Source organism: Intestinimonas sp. UBA1698, from assembly GCF_002320075.1.
Lineage (GTDB): Bacteria > Bacillota > Clostridia > Oscillospirales > Oscillospiraceae > Intestinimonas > Intestinimonas massiliensis.
Map to the genome: position 1 here is coordinate 167,612 of NZ_DCJO01000034.1, position 16,890 is coordinate 184,501.

Here is a 16,890-nt window from a genome sequence, read left to right on the forward strand (position 1 = left end):
TTAAGGTATCCTGAGAGGGAACCGGGGGATGAGGCTCCTGCCGGAAACGACACAACGTAAAGGGGACAGTACAATGCGAGGCGTAGAGACCCGTATCCAGGAGATTCGGCATCGGATCTTCCGGGAAGTGGCCCGGATGGCGTACCATACCGAGTGGCCGGTGGACAAGAGGATTGAGGCACTCCCTTATAAGATCATTCCGGGCGAGGTGGGCAACTTCCGCAACGACGTGTTCCTGGAGCGCGCCATCGTGGGCGAGCGCCTGCGGCTGGCCATGGGCCTGCCCTACCGCAGCGCCGCCGAGCACGCCCCCCTGTCGGACAACATCGAGGCGGCGGACCAGGATGAGACCTACTACACTCCGCCTCTCATCAATGTGATCAAGTTCGCCTGCAACGGCTGCAAGGAGAAGCAGGTGCTGGTGACCGAGGGCTGCCAGGGCTGCCTGGCTCACCCCTGTGTGGAGGTCTGCCCCAAGGATGCCATCCGGCTGGACCGCTATAACGGCCGGTCGGTCATCGACCAGGACAAGTGCATCAAATGCGGCCGCTGCGTGGATGTGTGCGCCTATCACGCCATCATCAAGCAGGAGCGGCCCTGCGCCGCGGCCTGCGGCATGAACGCCATTCACTCCGACGTCAATGGCAAGGCCGATATCGACTATGAAAAGTGCGTTTCCTGCGGGATGTGCCTGGTGAATTGCCCCTTCGGCGCCATCGCCGACAAGTCCCAGATTTTCCAGGTCATCCGGGCCATTCAGTCGGGCGAGCGGGTCTATGCCGCGGTAGCCCCCGCCTTTGTGGGCCAGTTCGGGCCCAAGGTGACTCCGGGCAAGCTCCGCGCCGCCATGAAGCAGTTGGGCTTTGCCGACATCTTCGAGGTGGCCATCGGCGCCGACCTGTGCGCCACCCAGGAGGCCGAGGACTTCATCCGGGAGGTGCCCGAGTCCCTTCCCTTCATGGCCACCTCCTGCTGCCCGGCCTGGTCGGTCATGGCCAAAAAGCTCTTCCCCGACTACGCCAGGTGCGTATCCATGGCCCTGACCCCCATGACCCTGACCGCCCGGCTCATCAAGAAGGATCACCCCCACGGCAAGGTGGTCTTTATCGGGCCCTGCGCCGCCAAAAAGCTGGAGGCCATGCGCAAAAGTGTCCGCAGCGAGGTGGACTTTGTTCTCACTTTTGAGGAGATGGCCGGCATTTTCGACGCCAAGCACTTGGACCTGGCCACCATCCAGGAGGACCCGGACGGCGTCAACGACGCCTCGGCCGACGGGCGGAACTTTGCCGTCTCCGGCGGCGTGGCCCAGGCGGTGGTGAACGTGATCCGGGAGCGATTCCCCGAACGGGATATCCAGGTGGCCAGCGCCGAGGGGCTGCAGGAGTGCCGGAAGCTGATGACGGGGGCCGTGGCGGGCAAATACCCCGGCTACCTGCTGGAGGGCATGGCCTGCCCCGGTGGGTGCGTGGCGGGCGCGGGCACCATGCAGCCCATCCTGCGGTCCAAGACGGCGGTGAACCAGTACGCCAGGCAGGCCAAGCACAAGACCTCTAACGAGACGGAGCATATCAAGGAGCTGGATAAGCTGGTGGATTGAGTCCGCCGGCTGTATGACACGCGGGGAGGAGGCGCCGACGGGGCGCCTCCTCCCCGCGCGATTTCAGAAGCCTGGAAAAGTTTTCAAAGATTTTTTCTCTTCTTGCGATAAAAGCCGGGGCCGGTGCGTTAACTGGATGAAAGGGCAAAACGCCAAAACCGACCAAACGGCGCAAACGTGCCCCATTTCGGAAAGGAAGGATTCTTATGAAGCATTTTCGCGCTCCCATCGTAGGTCTGCTGCTGACCGGCGTTCTGCTGGGCGCGGCGGGCGCCGCCACCGTCCAGCATATCACCGCCGACCTGCGTCCCGACATCACCGTCCAGGTGGACGGGGAGAAGCAGACCCTGCTGGACAAAAACGGCGACGTCGTCTACCCCATCACCTACGACGGCACCACCTATCTGCCCATCCGGGCCCTGGGCAACGCCATGGACCTGGAGGTGGAGTGGAACAGCAAGACTCAGACCGTCAGCCTCTACACCAAGACCGACACCAAGCCGGAGGACCTGACCCTGGAGAAACTCACCGAGCGCACGGAAGAGGCCGAGGACACCGTGGCCGAATTGAAGGCCGCCTCCACCTACGCCGGACGGAAGGACCAGTACGATCTGCACAGCGAGACCATCGACAACATTCGGGACGACCTGTACACCTACGCCCAACAGGTCAACGCCCAGCACATGGACGGCAAGCTGAAGACCGACGAATTCAACGTTCTGACCACCCGCATTGACAAGCTGGATAACCGGCTGAAGGACGCCCTGGATCTGCTGCGCAGCAAGACCATCGGCGACGAGACCGGCAAGCTGACCGTGGAGGAGACCCACGCCAAGGCCATCGACGAGCTGACCGAGCGGGTGAAGGCTGTGGAGACCGAGATCAAGGATCTGAAGCCCGCCGAAACCGACAGCGGCCGGCTGAAGCAGTACAAAAATATGGCGGTGGACCTGAGCCTGCTGTCCAAGGACATCAGCGCCGAGTACAAGAGCCTGAACGCCCACCTGCGGGATGAGAGCCTGAGCAACCGGCAGTACAATGCCCTCAACGACCGTATCAACGCGCTGGACGTCCGGATGAAGGACGCCTGGGACGACCTGGCCGACAAGACCGTGGACTACGACGGTAAGGATGACGACGCCTCCAAGCCGGAGGGCTCCGGCGCCTACGACAGCTATGTGAAGCAGATCGAGGCCCTGGACGCCAAGGCGGACCAGCGCCAGAAGGACGTGGAGAACTACAAGCCCGCCAAGGGAGAGCACAACAACAAGCAGGCATGGAGGGCCATCGAGCGGAAGCTAGACGCTCTGGACGACGAGATCGACGCCCTGGAGGATGCCATTGAACGGGACTATAAGGCCGGCAAGCTGACCGGCAGCGAGTACCGGGACCTGAACAAGCAGCTCGACAAGGTGGACGACCGGGTGGATGATCTGGACGACTGGTATGATGACGACTGGGACGATGACGACTGGGACGATGACGACTGGGACGATGACGACGATTGGGATGACTGAGTCGGAGTTGAAACAGTAAAACGGGAGGCGCGTCAATTTTGACGCGCCTCCCGTTTCTTATGCCTATAAGGAGAAGTCCTCGTCCTTGAGCCGGGAAAAGTCCGGGGCCGCCGGACGGGGCGGCACCCGCTTGAGCGGGTCGTATTGGAAGCCGCGGCAGTGGTACCCGGCGGGCACTACCCCCTTTTTGATGCACATGACGGTTTCGTCATCCAGTCTGGCGCTCCGGGAACAGTAGGAGCATCTGGGGTCCATCTTTTTTTCGAACAACATGTGCCGCGCCTCCAGCCTTTCCTTTGCTGTCTACCATCATAGCACAGCTTTCCGCCTTTTTCTACTGGTTTTTCGCACCGCGGCCAGGGCGGCGGTGAAGAACAGCAGCCACAGCACCCAGGCGCATACGGTGGAGATGGTAAGGGCGGTGGAGAAGTCCAAGGCGGAGAGGCTCTCCACCTGGTCGGCCAGGTAGGAGGACACGGGGGCTTCCAGGGGAAACAGGCGGGCGAGCAGCCCCACAAACAGGGCGGACAGGCCGCCGTGGAGCATTTTTCCCAGGATATAGGTCCGCGCCGACAGGCCGCTGCCGCCCAGGAAGGACAGGACCTGGCAGTGGACGGACAGCCCCGCCCATCCCAGCATGAAGGCGGCCATGGACATGCGTCCCGCCATGGCCCCCTCTCCGGACAGGGTCCAGACGCCGGAGGAGATTTCGAAAAATCCGGTGAGCAGCCGCTCCGCCCAGGCCTGGGAAAATCCCAGCGGTCCCAGCAGCCGCCCCAGGCGCCCGGCCAGCCCCGGCAGTACGCCGGAGAGAAAAAACAGCCTGATGACCACGGTGAAGAACACGACGAAGGCGCAGATATTCAGGGTGGAGAGGAAGGAGTCCCGGATGGCCCCGGTGAAGGCGGCGGTGAAGCGTGCGGCCTCAAAGCGGGGCCCGACCCGGCGGGGCTCGCCCCGGCGTTTGCCCGCCTTGTAAAAGCGAAATACCAGTCCCACGCACACCGAGGCCGCGGCATGGGCCAGGTAGAGCAGCACGCCCACCTTGCTGCTGGCAAAGACCCCAGCCCCCACCACGCCCAGAATAAAGGCGGGGCCGGAATTGTTGCAGAAGGCGAGCAGCCGCTCGGCCTCGGTCTTGGTGCACATGCCCTTCTGGTAGAGCTGTAAAGCGGTTCGGGCCCCCACCGGGTATCCCCCCACAAAGCCCAGGGCCAGGGCGGGGGCGCAGGCCCCCGGCACGTTGAACAGCGGGCGCATGATCCCCTCCAGCGCCCGGCCCAGATGCCCGGCCAGCCCCAGGTCCACCACCAGGGCAGAGAGGACGAAGAAGGGAAACAGGGAGGGGATGATGACGTTGTAGCACAGGGTCAGCCCGTCCCGGGCCGCCGCCATGGAGTCCTTGGGCCAGAACATGAGGGCCAGGGTGGCCAGCAGCAGGGCCAGCCCCAGGCAGAAATCCCGCACGCCCTGACGGGAGAGCAGCTTGGACATACACGCGTCACCTCCATAATGGAAAGGGTATGCGCCGGCGGGGATGTCCTATGCACGGTGGCGGGCTTGTGGTATAATCACGGCAGAGCGTTAGGATGCGGGCCCGAAAACAAGAGGCCGCAGGCGCGCTGCGCCTGCGGCCTCTTAGATGCGCAGAAATGAGGCGAGTGCCTGTGCAGCACGAGATCACAAAACCCATTCCTCTTCTGGATGACAGGGGAAACCTGACCGAGCCGGGGTGGGCTCGGCGGCCCCTGCCCGTCTACGACCGCTCCCGGGTGAAGGGCGGCCCCGCCCGGCGCAAGGAGTGGGACTACTATCTGGTCATGGGGGATGGCTTCGCCCTGGCTCTGACCATCGCGGACAGCTCCTACCTGGGCGTGGCTTCCATCTCCCTGCTGGACTTTCAGGAGGGCTGGCAGGTGACCCGAAGCCCTGTGCGGCTGCTGCCCATGGGCGCCACCGGCCTGCCCGGGACCTCCCAGAGGGGGAATGCGGCGGTGTCCGGCCGGGGCTATGCCCTGCTGTTCCACAACGACGGGCAGAACCGTACTCTCACCGCCCACATGGAGCGGTTCCGGGAGGACCAGACCCTGGACGCCCATGTGATCCTCACCGAAGCGCCGCCGGAGTCCATGGTCATCTGCACTCCCTTCGGCAAGCCGGGGCACTTTCATTACAACCAGAAGATCAACAGCCTGCGGGCCCAGGGGACGGTGCGTCTGGGGGAACAGGTGCGGCGCTTCGAGCCGGAGACCGCCTTCGGCACCCTGGACTGGGGCCGGGGGGTGTGGACCTGGCACAATACCTGGTACTGGGCCTCGGCCTCGGGCCGGCTGGACGGCGTGCCCTTTGGCTTCAACCTGGGCTGCGGCTTCGGAGACACCTCGGCAGCCACGGAGAACGCGGTCTTTTATGACGGAAGGGTCCATAAGCTGTCTGACGTGGCGTTCCGCCTGCCCTGGGACCGGATGGCCCCCTGGACCTTTACGGGAGAACGGTGCGCCCTCTCCATGACCCCGGTGCTGGACCGCTCGGCCTGTGCGGGCGCGGGGCCGCTCCGGTCGGAGCAGCACCAGATCTTCGGCCGGTTCAACGGCACCGTGGTGCTGGACGACGGTACGCCCCTCCGGGTGAGGGACCTGATGGGCTTTGCGGAAAAGGTGGAGAATCGGTGGTAGAGACACAGCGGACGGTGGACACGCCTCAGGGGCCCATCACCTATACTCTGACGGTGAAGTCGGTGAAGAATATGAACCTGCGCCTGGAGGGCGACGGGACGGTGCGGGTGTCGGTAAACCGCCGGGTGCCCTATGCGGCGGCGGACGCCTTCGTGCGCAGCCGGGCGGCCTGGATCGGCCGGGGGCGGGAGCGGCTCGCCCAGAGGGGAGCGCCCATTCCGCCTCCGGACCGGGAGGAGGCCTTGCAGAGCCTGACCCGGGCTCTGGACCGGGTGCTGCCTCTGGTGGAGCCTCTGGGGGTGACGCGCCCGGCCCTCCAGGCGCGGTATATGACCAGCCGGTGGGGGAGCTGTCATTGGACCCGGGGAAAGATCGTACTCAACACCGCCCTGGCCGCCCTGCCGGAGGAGCTGATGGACTATGTGACCCTCCATGAGCTGGTCCACTTCCTCCACCCCAACCACGGCCCGGGGTTTTACGCCGTGATGGACCGGCTGATGCCGGACTGGAAGGAAAAGCGGGCGCGGCTGAAGGGCTGCGCACTGCAAAAGCCCTAGGAAAAAAGAAGAGGGGCCGGTCTCTTTTGCCGCTGGACAGGCAAGGAGACCGGCCCTTTTGCATACACATCACCAGACAGGAGGACTCGCTATGGAGAAAAAACCGCGCAAAGAGAGTATTTTGGAAAAGACGGCGGAGGTGTTCGACCTGCCCGGCGACGTGGTGGCGGGCCTGCCCCGGGTGGAGCTGCTGGGAGACCGGCAGCTCCGCATGGAAAATCACAGGGGCATCCTGGCCTACGGCAGCGATGAGATTCACATCAGCGGCGGCAAGCTCATCGTCAAGGTCCGGGGGACCAATCTGGAGCTGCGGGCCATGAACGCGGTGGAGCTGCTGATCACCGGGGACATCACCGGGGTCGATTTGGCATAGGAGGGCGGCCATGCAGAAGATCATCAACTTTTTCCGGGGCAGCGTCCTCTACACCGTGACGGGGGCTTTCCCCGAGCGGTTCCTCAACCTGTGCGCCCAAAACGCGGTGCCCTTCTGGGGCCTGGAGTGGCTGGACGACCACACGCTGCGGCTGTGCTTCGCCCGAAAGGACGCCAAAAAGGCCCGGACCCTGGCGGAGAAGGTAATGTGCGAGGCCAAGGCCGCCCGCCGGGTTGGAGTTCCCTTTTTCCTGGCCAAATTCCGCAGGCGGTACGCCTTCCTGGCCGGGCTGGCTCTGGCGGTGGCGGCGGTGTGCGTGCTGTCCCGGTTCATCCTGACCATCGAGGTCACCGGCAACCGCGCCGTGTCCACCGCCGTCATCCTCTCCGAGCTCAACCGCCAGGGGGTGCGGGTGGGCGCCTACGGCCCGTCCATCGATGAAAAGGTGGTCAGCCAGGAGGCCCTCCTCCGCATTCCCGCGCTGAGCTGGATGGCGGTCAATCTCCACGGCACCCGGGCGGAGGTCATCGTCCGGGAAAAGGTGCCCAAGCCGGACATCGTGGACCGCACGGTGCCCTCCCACGTGGTGTCGGCGGCCACCGGCATCATCACCCATATGGAGGTGCTGGAGGGTCAGCCCCTGTTTCAGGAGGGGGACACGGTGCTGGCCGGGGAGATCCTCATCTCCGGCGTCATCGACGTCCCCGAGCCCCAGTACGCCGATACCGATCTGGGCACCCGCATCACCCACGCCATGGGCAACGTGTGGGCCCGCACCTGGCGGACCCTGGAGGCACGAATCCCCCTGGAGGCCCAGGTGAAGCGCTACACTGGGGAGGAGGTCACCCGCTATTCGCTGGGCATTCTGGACCGGCGGCTCAATTTTTATGGAAATAGTGGCATTTCCCTGGACAAGTATGATAAAATAACCTCATCCCATAGTCTGACCCTTCCCAGCGGCCGGGTGATGCCCCTGGTCCTCCGGGTCGAGCGCTATCGGGGCTATGCCACCGAGCCGGTGGCTCTGGACGCCGAGGCCGCCCGCACCCTGCTGGAGGAGCGGCTCCTGGAGCGGCTGGACGGGCTGGTGGGCGAGGACGGCGAGGTCCTGCGCACGGACTTTACCGTCCGGGAGGAAAACGGCATCCTGGTCGTCACGCTGCTGGCGGAGTGTCGGGAGCAGATCGGCCGGGTAGTGGAATTCGAGGGCCAGGTAGGGCACATCCTGCCTGGCGCGGGCACATAGGACAAGGGGGCGGCACGGCCGCCATTCAATAAGGAGCGAGGCTTTTTGACAGAACAGACCATCAGTATCGAGCGCATGGAGGAGGCCGTCAACCTGTTCGGCTCCTTCGACGAGAACATCCGCATCATCGAGCGGGAGCTCTCCGTGGCGGTGGTGAGCCGGGACGGGGAGCTGAAGGTCTCCGGCGAGGGGGAGGACGTGCTGGCCGCCGTCCAGGCCATCAACGGCCTGCTGACCTACTCCTCCCGGGGGGAGCAGATCAACGAGCAGAACGTCCGCTATATCCTCCAGCTTGTCCGCTCGGGCAACGCCGACAAGATCGGGGAGCTGGCGGGGGACGCGCTGTGCGTCACCGCCAAGGGCAAGCCCATCAAGGCCAAGACCATCGGGCAGAAGCGGTACGTAGAGGCCATCCGGAAAAACACCGTCACCCTGGGCATCGGCCCGGCGGGCACCGGCAAGACCTATCTGGCGGTGGCGGCGGCGGTGGCGGCCTTCCGCGGCGGGCAGGTCAACCGCATCATCCTCACCCGCCCGGCGGTGGAGGCGGGGGAGCGGCTGGGCTTTCTGCCCGGCGACCTCCAGTCCAAGGTGGACCCCTATCTGCGGCCGCTGTACGACGCCCTGTTCGACATGCTGGGCACCGAAAACTACGCCAAATACCTGGAGCGGGGCAACATCGAGGTGGCCCCTCTGGCCTACATGCGCGGCCGGACCCTGGACGACTCCTTTATCATCCTGGATGAGGCCCAGAACACCTCCCGGGAGCAGATGAAGATGTTCCTCACCCGGCTGGGCTTCGGCTCCAAGATCGTCATCACCGGCGACGTGACCCAGATCGACCTGCCCGCCGACAAGGTCTCCGGCCTAAAGGAGGCCATGCGGGTGCTCAACGGAGTGGAGGACATCGCCATCTGCCGCCTGAATGAGGCCGATGTAGTCCGGCACGTCATCGTGCAGCGGATCATCAAGGCCTATGAGGACGACGAGAACCGGCGCAGGATGCCGAAAAAGAAATAAGGCGGGACGGATATGCGCAAACTGTTTGTGGGACTGCTGTTCCTGTTCATCGACTATAACATCGGAAGCGTCAGCGTGACGCCGGGCTTCGTGGGCTATCTGCTCTTCTGGGCCGGCATGGGGGAGGTGGAGTGCCCCACCTTTACCCGGGTGCGGCCCCTGACCCTGGCTATGGCCGGGGCCTCGGCCCTGATATGGGTGCGGAGCTTTTTCACCGGGGCGTTTGACGTCGTCGGTCTGCTGCTGATGGTGGTCACCCTGATGCTGCAGTTGGCGGCTACCCGCTGGCTGGTCCAGGGCCTGTCGGAGCTCCAGGCGAGCCACGGCGCGGACCTGAAGGCCCGGAACCTGCTGACCGGCTGGAACATTATGGCCATTGGCAGCGTGTGCGTCTGCGTGTTCCGCATGGTGGCCTACTCCTTTGCCCAGGCGGCCCTGCTGCTCTATTTCGGCGGGGCGGTGTACTATGCGGTGCTGTTTTACCAGGCCGGGCGGGCCTATCAGAGGGTAAGGACGTGAGAGATATGGAACATGAGATTCTCATCGAGTCTGAGCTGGAGCGGGACGAGCTCTGGGCCGGACTGCTGCGGGAGACCATCTCCGCCGCCCTGGCGGCGGAGGGCGTGGCGGTGCCCTGTGAGGTGGATGTGCTCCTTACCGACGACGAGGGCATCCACCAGATCAATCTGGAGCAGCGGGGGGTGGACGCCCCCACCGACGTGCTGAGCTTCCCCATGTTCGAGTTCACCCCGGGGCAGCCCCCGGCGGAGGGGGCCGAAATCGACCCGGAGACCGGGCTGCTCCCGCTGGGGGATATGGTGGTCTCCATGGAGCGGGCCAGAGCTCAGGGGGAGGAATACGGCCACGGCACCAAACGGGAGCTGGCTTATCTGGCCGTCCACTCGGTGCTCCACCTGCTGGGCTACGACCACATGGACGACGGCCCGCAGAAAGCCCGGATGCGGGCGCGGGAGGAAGCCATCCTGAACCAGTTAGGCATTACGAGAGAATAGAGGATAAATTATGAACATCAAGAGATCCGGCATGATCACCATCGTGGGGCGGCCCAACGTGGGAAAGTCCACCCTGACCAACGCCCTGGTGGGGGAGAAGATTGCCATCGTCACCAATAAGCCCCAGACCACCCGCAACCGCATCTGCGCCGTCCTCAACCGGGGGGACAGCCAGTTCGTGTTCATCGACACCCCCGGCCTCCACAAGGCCCGGACCAAGCTGGGCGACTACATGGTGGGAGTGGTGAAGCAGAGCGTGGCCGACGTGGACGCGGTGATGCTTCTGGTGGAGCCCATCGCCAACGTGGGCGGGCCGGAGGAGGAGCTCATCGGCCGCATCCGGGCGCTGGGGGTCCCCGCCGTGCTGGTCATCAATAAGATTGACACCGTGAAAAAGGAGGACCTGCTGGCCGTCATGCGGGCCTATCAGGCCGCCCATGATTTTCAGGCCATCGTGCCTATCTCCGCCAAAAACGGGGAGGGGGTGGAGGACCTGCTCACCGTGCTGGCCGGTTTTTTGCCGGAGGGGCCGCAGCTCTTCCCCGAGGGCATGGTTACCGACCAGCCCGAGCGCCAGGTCATGGCGGAGATTTTGCGGGAGAAGCTGCTGCTCTGCCTGGATCAGGAGATCCCTCATGGCACCGCCGTGGAGATCACCCGATTTTCCGAGCGGGACAACGAGATCATCGACGTGGACGCCACCATCTACTGCGAAAAGACCAGCCACAAGGGCATTATCATCGGCAAAAACGGCGCCATGCTGAAGAAGATCTCCTCCCTGGCCCGGCAGGACATGGAGGCCTTTATGGGGGCCAGGGTCTATCTGGAGACCTGGGTAAAGGTCAAAGAAAACTGGCGGGATAATTTGAATTTTATCCACAATGTGGGCTATCGGGACGATTAAATTTTACCGCTCATAATCCATCCGCGGACAGGCACCCTAAGAACAAAGGGGGCCAGAGCCATGGATGCTGAGACCATGTGGGATCTGTTTCTGAAGACCGGCTTGCCGGAGGCATATACCCTCTGCCGCTTCCTGTGGGAGGCGGAGGAACAGACGGCGCGGGAGGAGCATTCGGCGTGAGCCGGACTGCCCGGCCCCGCGGCCGTACATAGCGGGCAGGTGGAACCATGCACATTACGACACAGGGCCTGGTCCTGCGAGAGACCAGCTATAAAGAGGCCGACAAGATCCTGACCGTCCTCACCCGGGAGGGCGGCAAGCGGACGGTAAAGGCCCGGGGGTGCCGCCGGAAGAACAGCCCGCTGGCGGCCTCAGCCCAGCTTTTGGTCTGGTCGGACATGACGCTGTTCGAGTACCGGGATTATTTTACCCTCAACGAGGCGGAGGCGCTGGAGCTCTTCTGGGGCGTCCGGCAGGACGTGGAGAAGCTGGCTCTGTGCTCCTATTTTGCCGAGGTCACCGAGCTGGTGGCCGAGGAGGGAAGGCCGGACGCCGGGCTTTTGCCCCTCATCCTCAACTCCATGTATGCCCTGGACAAGCTGAAGAAGCCCCTGCCGCTGGTAAAGGCGGCCTTTGAGCTCAAGCTGCTGTGCCTGGCAGGCTACGAGCCGCTGCTGGACGCCTGCGCCGTCTGCGGCCTGCCCGAGCCGGAGCAGCCCGCTCTGGATCTGGCGGAAGGGGTGCTGCGCTGCGGACACTGTGGCAGCGGCGGCGGGCCCGCGCGGGTTTTGGATACCGCTGCCCTGGCCGCCATGCGCCATGTGGTGTACGGCGACCCCAAAAGGCTGTTTTCCTTTGCCCTCTCGCCGGAGAGCCTGTCCCGGATGGCTGCGGCCTGTGAGGGCTTTCTGCTGGCTCAGCTCGACCGGGGATTTCGCACCCTGGATTTCTACAAGACCCTGTAGACCGGAAAAGGAGGCAGTATGCGGCTTTTTATAGTGGATGCCTTTGCAAAGCGGCGGTTTGCCGGGAACCAGGCGGGGGTGGCGCTGCTCCCGGCGGGGGAGGACTTCCCGGAGCCGGGTTTCATGCAGGCCCTGGCCGCCGAGCTCCGGCACTCGGAGACGGCGTTCGTAAAGCGGCTGGGTCCGGACCGGTTCCGGCTGCGCTACTTCACGCCGGAGGGGGAGGTGGACCTGTGCGGCCATGCCACCATCGCCGCCTTCACGGTGCTGCGGGAGGCGGACGGCCTGCCGGTCGGGGGCTGTACCGCCCTGACGCGGGCGGGGGCGCTGGCCATCCAGGTGGAGGAGGAGGCCGTGTGGATGGACATGGCCCCGCCCCGGGTGCTGCGGGCCCTCACCGACCGGGAGGCGGCGGCGGTGTACCGGGCCTATGGCCTGCCGGAGGAGTGTCGTCCTGTTGCTCTGCCGGTGCAGGTGGTGAGCACCGGGCTGGCCGACGTCCTGCTGCCGGTGGACAGCGGGGAGACTTTGGCGGCGGCCATCCAGGATGAGGCCGAGGTGAAGCGCCTGTCGGAGGAGCTGGACGTGGTGGGGGTCCACATGTTCTGCCGGACGCCGGGGACCCGGGCGGTGGCCCTGTGCCGGAACTTCGCCCCCCGTTACGCCATCCCGGAGGAGGCGGCCACTGGCACCTCCAACGGGGCGCTGACCTACTATCTGTACCGCCTGGGGCTGGTGGAGGCCGGAGCGGAGAGCCGCTTTTTCCAGGGAGAGTCCATGGGGAAACCCTCGGAGATCCGGACCCGGCTGCTGGAGACCCCGTCGGGCCCCAAGGTACTGGTGGGCGGGCAGGCGGTGCTGTCCCTGCGGTGTGAACTGCTGTGACGACGCAGAGTGAAACATGTGGTCGAGCGGTGCGGATACGCCTGCGTATCCGCACCGCCTTTTTGCAAAAAAGCACAAAATCTTTACATTTTACTTGCCCGCGCTCATTTTGGTGGCGGCGCTCACGCTGACCGCCTGCGGCGGAGGGCAGATCTGCTTCAAAGGGGAGGATATTACCCGCGCCCGGGGGCGCCGACGCAAGCAACTGCGCCGCCAGATGCAGATGATCTTTTAGGACCCCTTCTCCTCGCTGGACCCCTGCCTATGTATGGCGGAGCTGATTGCAGAACTCCTGCGGATATTCAGAGTTTGCCGGACCCACGACGAGGAGGAGCGCCGGGTCAAGGAATTGATGGACACTGTGGGCATCTCGGCCCACATGGCCTGCGCCTACCCCCATGAACTAGATGACGGGCGCCGCCAACGGATCGGCATCGCCCGTGCACTTGCGCTGGACCCGGATTTCGTGGTATGTGACGAGCCGATCTCCGCCCTGGACGTATCCATCCAGGCCTAGGTTCTGAATCTGCTGAAAGAATTGCAGCGTGACAAGGGGCTCGCCTATATGTTCATCACCCACGATCTGTCCGTGGTCCGTCATATCTCCGATGATATCCTGGTAATGTGTAAGGGGCAGATGGTGGAAAAGGCTCCAGCCAAGGAGCTCTTTTGTCGTCCCATGCATCCCTATACCCGGGGACTCATCTCGGCCATCCCTGTTCCCGGCCTCCACCGGGAACGGCGGCACATTCTACTGAAGGGGGAGGTTACCTCGCCGGTGGACCCGGAGTCGGGCTGCCGTTTTTTGGCCCGCTGCCCCTATGCGAAAGAGAGATGCGCCTGCGAACAGCCGACACTGGTGGAGTGCGGCCCGGACCATCTGACGGCCTGCCACTTTATCCATGAGATCTATGGGGCGTAAGTGGGCGGGCGGACCGCCGGTCCTGCTGGCGCTGACCGGCCTTTTGGCTGCACCGGCGGAGGCGGTGGTATACGAGGGTGCAGACGCTGGGGTCGTGGTCGCCGTCAGCGAGGGAGCCATGACGCCCCGGGCTATTGCCCAGTCCTATGGGGCCAGGGTCACGGAGACGGCCCTGGGGGGCTCTGACAGCGGGTGCCTTCCGACAGGCGGGGCAGACCGACGTGGCCATCGCCTGCGGGGGACATCTGGGAAACAGCCTGCCCGGCGGCACCATCACCCTGGCCGATGTCTACCAGGTCTTTGCCGTAGATGGTCAGGTGGTATCCGTCACGATTACGGCCGGAGAGCTCTATCACTTGATGGAACAGGCCGTGAGCGGCACTGCCATTGACGCGGCGGAGCGCATCGATCCGGCGCGGGGCTCCGACGCCTTCCCCCAGACATCGGGCTTCTCCTTCACCTATGACATCTCTCAGGTCCTGGGCCGCCGCAGGTGTATTTTGAAAAAAGGATTCTAAGTCAGGGTGCGCAGGGTCGGGTAGAGGGCCCGAAATACTGGATAGCGTGCCTCATACCGACGTACAATCTCAGCATCCGGAAAGGCTGTGTCCGTGACCTGAAGCGTCCTGGCCGCCAGCTCCTCCAGACTGCCGCAGGCGCCGCAGCCCTTGACCGCCAGCATGGCCGCTCCCATGGCCGGACCCTCGGTCTGAATGTAATCCATAGGAATGTTCAGTACATTTGCCAGGATGTGACGCCACACCGGACTCTTGGCGCCTCCGCCGCAGACAGTGGCCCGCCGGACCTCCGCTCCCACGGATCTGGCGATCTCCAGCGCGTCCCGAAACGCAAAGGCCACGCCCTCCAGCACCGCTTGGGTCATCTGCCCCCGGGAGGTGTCCAGGGAGAGCCCCACAAAGGCGCCCCGGACCGCCGTATCGTTGTGGGGGGTGCGCTCCCCCATCAGGTAAGGAGCAAACAGTACGGGATTGTTGCCTAGCTGGGAAACGTGCGCCTGTTCGCCGCTGAAGTCGCCGCTTTTCAGGATGTTCTCCATCCACCACTGGTTGCAGGCGGCGGCACTGAGCATGCAGCCCATCAGGTGATAGCCGCCGGTGGCATGGGCAAAGGCGTGCAGGGCGTGATTTTGGGGCAGACGGAACTGATCGCAGGTGATAAAAAGGGTGCCCGATGTGCCCAGGGAGAGATTGCAGCTCCCGTCAGTCAGGGTGCCAGTGCCAACGGCGGCCGCGGCGTTGTCTCCCGCCCCGGCGCACACCCGCACAGATTCCGGCAGTCCCAGTGCCCGGGCCGCCTCCGGCCGCAGGGTGCCGGTGACCTGCCAGCTTTCCCGGAGCACCGGAAGCTGCTCTGCACGAATCCCGCAGATCCGCAACATTTCGGCCGACCACTGCTTATGGGCGGTATCCAGCAGGAGCGTGCCGGCCGCGTCGGAATAGTCTGTACTGTGCACGCCCGTCATGCGATAGGCCAAAAAGTCTTTGGGTAGCATGATCTTATCAATTCTGGAAAAACGCTCCCGCTCGTGTGCGCGGACCCACAGGAGCTTGGGGGCGGTAAAACCGGCAAAGGCGATGTTGCCGGTCAGGGCGGAAAGCCGGTCCTCCCCTATTTCCCGGTTGAGCCAGGCGGTCTCCTGGACGGCCCGACCATCATTCCAGAGAATGGCCGGCCGGATTACCTGATCCTCCCAGTCCAGGAGGACCAGACCGTGCATCTGCCCGCCGAAGCTGATGCCGTCCACCGCGGCGGGGTCGAACCCTTCCAGAAGGGCTCGGGTCCCTGCACAGGTCTGGGACCACCAGTCCTCCGGCGACTGCTCTGACCAGCCGTTCCGGGGAAACGAGAGAGGGTACCTCCGCTGTACGGTCCGCAGCACGCGTCCGCTCTGCTCCATCAGCAGCAGCTTGACTGCAGAAGTGCCTAAGTCGATTCCGATATACAGCATAGTATGTTCCCCTTTCAGCATGTCTGCGGCGGCGCGGGCTCTGCAGAGCAGAACAGGATGACAGTGCCGGCGGCCAGGGCTCCGGCTCCCGTCAGCAGCAGGGCGGGTACGCCAAAGCAGTCCAGCAGTATGCCGCCGGTCAGCAGGGAGAGCAGCACGCCCAAGGTGGAAGCCGCGTTGAGATAGGCCTGGCCGCTGATAGCATCTCGGTGCGGAATGACGGCACCGGTGTAGTACACGCTGCTCACGACGAATAGGGCATATCCTAACTGGAGCAGCTCGGTGGACTGAAGCAGAAACAGATTTCCAGAAAAATAGGCCAGGAGCATTTTTGCAGTCAGAAGGACGCAGGACAGCTTCAGCCACTGGTCGCAGCGCAGCTTTCCGATGACCCGCCCGAAAAGAAACAGCACCGGCACCTCCGCGCAGGCGGCGATGGCGGAGGCCACGCCAGTGGCCTCCTCATTTCCACCTTTGAAGGCCACAATCTGATAGATAAAGTTGGACATATAAGTGTGTCCCATCATCAGAAGCACACACCCGCCCAGCAGCAGGGTATAGCGCCGGTAGGTCCGCAGAAACGAGACGTCGAATCCCCGCCGGACGGGCGTCTTTCCCTCTGGAGGCAATGGGGGAGGAAGGAAGCCCGGCCGCTGGGCGCGGTAGGCGTCGGCCGAGGCAAAGAACCAGAGGATACCGACCAGCAGCGCCGCGGAGAGCGCCGCTCCGACGCAGAACATGGCGGAGGTGCCGAACCGCAGCAGTAGGCGCCCCACGATTACCGAGCAGAGGGCGTAGCCCAGAGAGCCGGTGCCCCGTCCGACGCCAAAGTTGACCGGTACGCCAAACTGGATCTCGCACATGGCCGCGGAGTTGAGAAAGGCCGGGAAGAGCTGCAGCAGCAGGCAGTTGATTAGAAACAGGGGGACGGCGCCTCCCCTGGGGATGCCCGCCAGCAGAATCAGATTGTCCGCCAGCAGGACCCCGGCGCCCAGCAATAAAAAACCCCTGAGTGCCCTGCGGCCCCTGCGGTTCAACAGTTCACCAAAAAAGATCTGTCCCCAAAAGCTGAGCCCGGCAGCAATTCCCAGTAGGACTCCGATGAGGGTGTTGTTTAGACCACAGGAGAGCAGGAATACGCTGCTGTAACAGTACAGGCAGCCGTCGATCGCCCATTCCGCTCCCTGCATAAGCGAATAGGACGGTGTGATTGTGGACATGGGGCCGTCTCAACTCCTTGCGGGAGA

20 protein-coding genes are annotated in these 16,890 nt (G+C 64.1%); 16 read left to right on the forward strand and 4 right to left on the reverse strand.

What is annotated here, in order from left to right; translation table 11 throughout:
- Positions 1-73 precede the first annotated feature (73 nt).
- Complete coding sequence (locus B3H64_RS08785; protein ID WP_050618904.1) at positions 74-1,597, forward strand: 4Fe-4S dicluster domain-containing protein; 1,524 nt, start codon at positions 74-76, stop codon at positions 1,595-1,597.
- Between the two features lie 206 nt (positions 1,598-1,803).
- Positions 1,804-3,114 (forward strand): stalk domain-containing protein, encoded by a 1,311-nt coding sequence (locus B3H64_RS08790; RefSeq protein WP_286734506.1) that lies wholly within the window; start codon positions 1,804-1,806, stop codon positions 3,112-3,114.
- 63 nt (positions 3,115-3,177) lie between these two features.
- Here B3H64_RS08790 and B3H64_RS08795 read toward each other — a convergent pair whose 3' ends face one another.
- Both B3H64_RS08795 and B3H64_RS08800 read right to left on the reverse strand, forming a co-directional pair.
- A complete protein-coding gene (locus B3H64_RS08795; RefSeq protein WP_050618902.1) occupies positions 3,178-3,387 on the reverse strand; it encodes a hypothetical protein in 210 nt (69 codons plus the stop codon).
- A 36-nt stretch (positions 3,388-3,423) separates the two neighbouring features.
- On the reverse strand, positions 3,424-4,608 hold the full coding sequence (locus B3H64_RS08800; RefSeq protein ID WP_256304376.1) for a nucleoside recognition domain-containing protein: 1,185 nt from the start codon (positions 4,606-4,608) through the stop codon (positions 3,424-3,426).
- A gap of 173 nt (positions 4,609-4,781) precedes the next feature.
- Here B3H64_RS08800 and B3H64_RS08805 point away from each other — a divergent pair, with 173 nt between their 5' ends.
- From B3H64_RS08805 to B3H64_RS08870, 14 genes are all read left to right on the forward strand, one after another.
- Positions 4,782-5,789 (forward strand): DUF2804 domain-containing protein, encoded by a 1,008-nt coding sequence (locus tag B3H64_RS08805; protein ID WP_238074473.1) that lies wholly within the window; start codon positions 4,782-4,784, stop codon positions 5,787-5,789.
- Positions 5,783-6,346 carry a M48 family metallopeptidase gene (locus B3H64_RS08810; RefSeq protein ID WP_050618899.1) on the forward strand — a complete coding sequence of 188 codons (564 nt, stop codon included), beginning with the start codon at positions 5,783-5,785 and terminating at the stop codon, positions 6,344-6,346. Before B3H64_RS08805 ends, B3H64_RS08810 begins: the two co-directional genes overlap by 7 nt.
- A 91-nt stretch (positions 6,347-6,437) precedes the next feature.
- Complete coding sequence (locus tag B3H64_RS08815) at positions 6,438-6,719, forward strand: YabP/YqfC family sporulation protein (protein WP_050618898.1); 282 nt, start codon at positions 6,438-6,440, stop codon at positions 6,717-6,719.
- A gap of 10 nt (positions 6,720-6,729) precedes the next feature.
- Complete coding sequence (locus B3H64_RS08820) at positions 6,730-7,965, forward strand: sporulation protein YqfD (protein ID WP_286734515.1); 1,236 nt, start codon at positions 6,730-6,732, stop codon at positions 7,963-7,965.
- A 45-nt stretch (positions 7,966-8,010) separates the two neighbouring features.
- The gene (locus tag B3H64_RS08825; RefSeq protein WP_050618896.1) at positions 8,011-8,985 is read left to right on the forward strand and encodes a PhoH family protein; all 975 of its coding nucleotides are present in this window, start codon (positions 8,011-8,013) and stop codon (positions 8,983-8,985) included.
- A 12-nt stretch (positions 8,986-8,997) separates the two neighbouring features.
- Complete coding sequence (locus B3H64_RS08830) at positions 8,998-9,504, forward strand: hypothetical protein (RefSeq protein WP_050618895.1); 507 nt, start codon at positions 8,998-9,000, stop codon at positions 9,502-9,504.
- 5 nt (positions 9,505-9,509) lie between these two features.
- Positions 9,510-9,998 (forward strand): rRNA maturation RNase YbeY, encoded by a 489-nt coding sequence (gene ybeY / locus B3H64_RS08835; protein WP_050618894.1) that lies wholly within the window; start codon positions 9,510-9,512, stop codon positions 9,996-9,998.
- Positions 9,999-10,008: 10 nt separating this feature from the next.
- Positions 10,009-10,902 (forward strand): GTPase Era, encoded by an 894-nt coding sequence (gene era, locus B3H64_RS08840; protein ID WP_050618893.1) that lies wholly within the window; start codon positions 10,009-10,011, stop codon positions 10,900-10,902.
- 227 nt (positions 10,903-11,129) lie between these two features.
- Complete coding sequence (gene recO / locus B3H64_RS08845; protein WP_286734519.1) at positions 11,130-11,867, forward strand: DNA repair protein RecO; 738 nt, start codon at positions 11,130-11,132, stop codon at positions 11,865-11,867.
- A gap of 18 nt (positions 11,868-11,885) precedes the next feature.
- Entirely contained in the window at positions 11,886-12,752 is an 867-nt protein-coding gene (locus B3H64_RS08850; RefSeq protein ID WP_286734523.1) for a PhzF family phenazine biosynthesis protein, read from the forward strand.
- A gap of 16 nt (positions 12,753-12,768) precedes the next feature.
- Positions 12,769-12,987, forward strand: a complete 219-nt coding sequence (locus B3H64_RS08855) for a hypothetical protein (protein ID WP_050618890.1) — start codon at positions 12,769-12,771, stop codon at positions 12,985-12,987.
- 33 nt (positions 12,988-13,020) lie between these two features.
- Positions 13,021-13,269, forward strand: a complete 249-nt coding sequence (locus B3H64_RS08860; RefSeq protein WP_094762492.1) for an ATP-binding cassette domain-containing protein — start codon at positions 13,021-13,023, stop codon at positions 13,267-13,269.
- Between the two features lie 48 nt (positions 13,270-13,317).
- Positions 13,318-13,674 carry an oligopeptide/dipeptide ABC transporter ATP-binding protein gene (locus B3H64_RS08865; protein ID WP_050618889.1) on the forward strand — a complete coding sequence of 119 codons (357 nt, stop codon included), beginning with the start codon at positions 13,318-13,320 and terminating at the stop codon, positions 13,672-13,674.
- Between the two features lie 146 nt (positions 13,675-13,820).
- A complete protein-coding gene (locus tag B3H64_RS08870; protein ID WP_094762491.1) occupies positions 13,821-14,192 on the forward strand; it encodes a 5'-nucleotidase C-terminal domain-containing protein in 372 nt (123 codons plus the stop codon).
- Here B3H64_RS08870 and xylB read toward each other — a convergent pair.
- Positions 14,189-15,643 carry a xylulokinase gene (xylB, locus tag B3H64_RS08875; RefSeq protein ID WP_050618887.1) on the reverse strand — a complete coding sequence of 485 codons (1,455 nt, stop codon included), beginning with the start codon at positions 15,641-15,643 and terminating at the stop codon, positions 14,189-14,191. The two genes, B3H64_RS08870 and xylB, sit on opposite strands and share 4 nt — an antisense overlap.
- A 14-nt stretch (positions 15,644-15,657) precedes the next feature.
- A complete protein-coding gene (locus tag B3H64_RS08880) occupies positions 15,658-16,863 on the reverse strand; it encodes an MFS transporter (protein WP_154666687.1) in 1,206 nt (401 codons plus the stop codon).
- Between the last annotated feature and the right edge of the window lie 27 nt (positions 16,864-16,890).